General features: G+C 60.2%; 3 protein-coding genes and 1 pseudogene (1 of these 4 running past the window's edge). 1 reads left to right on the top strand and 3 read right to left on the bottom strand.

The genetic code is table 11. The features are described 5' to 3' along the window. Together dnaG and QVP03_RS11275 are read right to left on the bottom strand one after the other, a co-directional pair. Window positions 1-904: pseudogene (gene dnaG, locus QVP03_RS11280) on the bottom strand (DNA primase); it reaches 1,099 nt to the left of the window's first position. 119 nt (window positions 905-1,023) lie between these two features. Further along, window positions 1,024-1,431: a hypothetical protein gene (locus QVP03_RS11275; RefSeq protein WP_055204314.1), complete on the bottom strand. Its 408-nt coding sequence runs from the start codon at window positions 1,429-1,431 to the stop codon at window positions 1,024-1,026. A gap of 163 nt (window positions 1,432-1,594) precedes the next feature. Between QVP03_RS11275 and uvrB the strand changes: the two genes are divergently transcribed. Then, a complete protein-coding gene (gene uvrB, locus QVP03_RS11270) occupies window positions 1,595-3,667 on the top strand; it encodes an excinuclease ABC subunit UvrB (protein WP_022333526.1) in 2,073 nt (690 codons plus the stop codon). Between the two features lie 17 nt (window positions 3,668-3,684). Here uvrB and QVP03_RS11265 read toward each other — a convergent pair. Beyond that, the coding region (locus QVP03_RS11265; protein ID WP_288210783.1) for a GtrA family protein at window positions 3,685-3,920 on the bottom strand (236 nt) is incomplete at its 5' end.

The raw sequence follows: 3,920 nt of genomic DNA, 5'->3' as shown, positions 1-3,920 counted from the left end.
GGTTCAGCAGGCGTATCTGCTCGGTCGTGAGCGATGTCCCGGACGACGAAACGACGTTCTCGACACCCGCCTGGTGCATCGAAATCACATCGGTATAGCCTTCGACCATGATGGCGAAGTCGAGCTGCTGGATCGCCTTCTTGGCGAAATAGAGTCCGTACAGCTCACGTTTCTTGCTGTATATCTCGCTCTCGGGCGAATTCTGGTACTTGGCAACGGTCTTGTCGGTACGCAGCGTACGGCCGCCGAAAGCGACGATGCGCCCCGAAATGTTATGTACGGGGAAAATCACCCGGTCGCGGAAGCGGTCGTAGAGCGAACCGTCGCTCTCGCGTTCGAGCGAAAGGCCGGTAGAGACCAAGAACTCCTTTTTATATCCCGCCGCCAGCGCATCCTTCGACATCCGGTCGCCGCGCGCGGGGCAGAACCCGAGGCCGAACTTCTTGATCGTGGCGTCGGTCATGCCGCGTTTCTGGCGGAAGTAAGCCATGCCCACGCTCATCCCCTCAGTCTCGTGATGGAGGTAGTTGGCAAAATAATCGGCCGCCCAGCCGTTGAGTGCGAACATCGACTCGCGGTCGTCGTTGCGGCGCACCTCTTCCTCGGACATCTCCTTCTCCTTGACTTCGATGCCATAGCGTTTGGCCACCATCTTCAGGGCTTCGGGATAGGTGATGTTCTCGTGCTCCATCAGGAACGTGACGGCATTGCCGCCTTTGCCGCAGCCGAAGCATTTATATACCCCCTTCGAGGGCGACACGACGAACGACGGGGTTTTCTCGTTGTGGAACGGGCAGCAGGCCTGGTAGTTCACGCCCTTGCGCTTGAGCGTGACGTACTCGCCGATAATATCCACGATATTGGCGGCTGCATAAATGCGGTCTACTGTTTCCCTGTCGATCATGTCTGCAAAGATAGCAATAATTCCCCAACCCTTAGCGGGGTGCAAAAAGTTTTTGCCGGGCGGAGAAGATCAGTACCCAACCGTCCTGATGTCTTCCAGCTCGGCGCGGATGGCCTCGTTCAATCCGCAGGCAGGCACCAAGCCTCGGGTGATGAACCCGGAACCGAGCGTGTCATCCATCTGGCAGCGGAAGCAGCACTCCTGATTTTCCCGTGCACGGAGAAAAACAAGCTCAGGGCGCAGCGGAGCGTATCTTCGTGCACCTTGTCCAACTCCCCGCGGCCGGATGCGGCGGCACATTGCCGCATGGCATACATCTCGGTCGTAAAATCGGCGATCACCCCTTCCGACATATCGAGGTGGCGCAGCACATCGGACTTGAACAGCCCGACAATCTCCCGGGCATCCTGCCGTTTCTGGCAGTTCGTAATAAGCCGCCCGCCCCCGAACGTAATGACGACACCCAGGATCACGGCCAGGGAATTGAGCCGGAACGACTTCCAGCCTTCGCTTTCGAACAGCTTCATACGTTGCACACGATCTATCGGCACAAAGCTATACATTATTACCAGGGATATGGCGTGGCGGGACAATTTTAACTGTCCCCGGTACGTTTCAAAACAGACGCTCCGCCTTGGCCAAACCGGGGCGACATTTCACCATACCGTTTTTTTTACCTACTTTTGCACCATGGATTTCAAGTTGGTATCGGATTACGCCCCGATGGGCGACCAGCCGGAAGCGATCGCACAGCTCGTCGGCTCGATCCGGCACGGCTCCAAACATAACACCCTGCTGGGGGTGACAGGCTCGGGAAAGACCTTCACGGGGGTGACAGGCGCGGGAAAGACCTTCACCGTGGCCAACGTCATCGCGCAGCTGAACCGCCCGACGCTCGTCCTGAGCCACAACAAGACGCTCGCGGCGCAGCTTTACGGCGAGTTCCGCAATTTCTTCCCGGAGAACGCCGTGGAGTATTTCGTCTCCTACTACGACTATTACCAGCCGGAGGCCTACCTCCCCTCGACGGACACCTTCATCGAAAAAGACCTTTCGATCAACGCCGAGATCGAGAAACTGCGCCTGCGCACCGTAGCCACGCTGCTGTCGGGGCGCCGCGACGTGATCGTCGTATCGAGCGTATCGTGCCTCTACGGCGCCGGCAACCCGGCGGATTTCCATGCCACGGCCATCAACATCCGGGTCGGGCAGGTCGTCAGCTACAAGCATTTCCTCTACAAGCTGGTCGAAGCGCTCTACACGCGCACCGAACGCGACCTGGAACCGGCGACGTTCCGCGTCAACGGCGACACGGTGGACATCATGGCGGCCTTCGGCGAATTCGGCAGCCAGTGCTTCCGCGTAATGTTCTACGACAACGAGGTCGAGGCCATCCAGACCATCGACCCCGCGACGGGGCAGCGTATCCACTCGCTCGACAACCTGACGCTCTACCCCACGAGCCTCTTCGTAACCACCAAGGAGCGCATCAACTGCGCCGTACAACAGATATACCTGGATCTGGGCAGGCAGATCGAATTCTTCGAGCGTGCCGGACGCACGACGGAGGCGCAGCGCATCAAGCAGCGCGTGGAATACGACGTCGAGATGATCAAGGAGTTGGGGTACTGCCCCGGCATCGAGAACTACTCGCGTTATTTCGACGGCCGCGCCGAGGGCACGCGCCCTTTCTGCCTGATTGACTATTTCCCGAAGGATTACATGCTCGTCGTAGACGAAAGCCACGTCACGCTGCCGCAGGTACACGCCATGTACGGCGGCGACCGCGCCCGCAAGGAAAACCTCGTGGAGTACGGATTCCGACTCCCGGCGGCCAAGGACAACCGTCCGGTGACCTTCGCCGAGTTCGAGCAGTTGCAGGGCACGTCGATCTACGTGAGCGCCACGCCCGCCGACTACGAACTGATGAAGAGCGAAGGCGTGATCGTCGAACAGCTGATCCGCCCCACGGGGCTGGTCGACCCGCCGCTCGAGGTGCGCGTCACAGCCAACCAGATCGACGACCTGCTGGAGGAGATCGACAAGCGCGTGAAAGACGACGACAAGGTGCTCGTGACGACCATCACCAAACGCATGGCCGAGGAACTTTCGAAATATTTCGACCGGGTGGGCGTGCGCAACCGTTACATCCACTCGGACGTGGATACGCTGGAACGCATCCAGATTCTGGAAGACCTGCGGGCCGGAATGTTCGACGTGCTGGTGGGCGTGAACCTGCTGCGCGAAGGCCTCGACCTGCCCGAAGTGGCGCTGGTGGCGATCCTCGACGCCGACAAGGAGGGTTTCCTGCGCAACGTGCGGTCGCTGACGCAGATCGCGGGACGCGCCGCGCGCCATTCACAGGGCAACGTGATCCTCTATGCCGACACCTGCACCGACTCCATGCGCTTCGCCATCGAGCAGAGCAACCGCCGGCGCGAGAAACAGGTGCGCTACAACATGGAGCACGGCATGCTGCCGCGCCGGGCGCAGAAGAGCGGCACGGGGCAAAGCACCCTGCTCTCCGCGCGCACCGACGTCCCGGAAATAGCGGCGAGCTACCCGCTCGCCGAAGACCACTACATGGCCGCCGCGGACGTACAGAGAACCTATGCCGCAAGCGAGAACATCGACACGCTGATCGACAAGGCGCGCGAAGACATGGAACGTGCGGCCAAATCGCTCGACTTCCTCGCCGCCGCGAAATTCCGCGACAGGATGTACGAACTGCAGAAACTCAAGGAGGAGAACCGGAAAGGCTGACACGCCCGGCCCCGCGGTTATTCGCGGACGGCGTTGCGAAAGGTGAAATACTTGGCAGCCAGATAGCTGTACACCATCGTCCCCAGCGAGGCCATCATTTGCGAAGGCGTCGCCCAAAACCCGCACAACTCGACGAAGAATTTCAGGAAGAGATAATTGACCACCACCGAGCCGGCGACGGAGAGGAGGTAGCGGAAAAGCTGCGTCCCCGTGGCAAGCGGCGAACGGCGGAAAGCCACGTGGCGGTTCAGCC

It is taken from the genome of Alistipes sp. CAG:29 (genome assembly GCF_000435435.1).
In the GTDB taxonomy this organism is placed as follows: Bacteria; Bacteroidota; Bacteroidia; order Bacteroidales; family Rikenellaceae; genus Alistipes; species Alistipes onderdonkii.
The sequence above is the reverse complement of the archived record's forward strand: the minus strand, read 5'-3'. Positions and strand labels throughout refer to the sequence as shown.

Excerpts from the sequence above, each read along its gene's own strand:
- QVP03_RS11275 (WP_055204314.1), bottom strand. The coding sequence starts at position 1,431 with ATGAAGCTGTTCGAAAGCGAAGGCTGGAAGTCGTTCCGGCTCAATTCC.
- uvrB (WP_022333526.1), top strand. The coding sequence starts at position 1,595 with ATGGATTTCAAGTTGGTATCGGATTACGCCCCGATGGGCGACCAGCCG.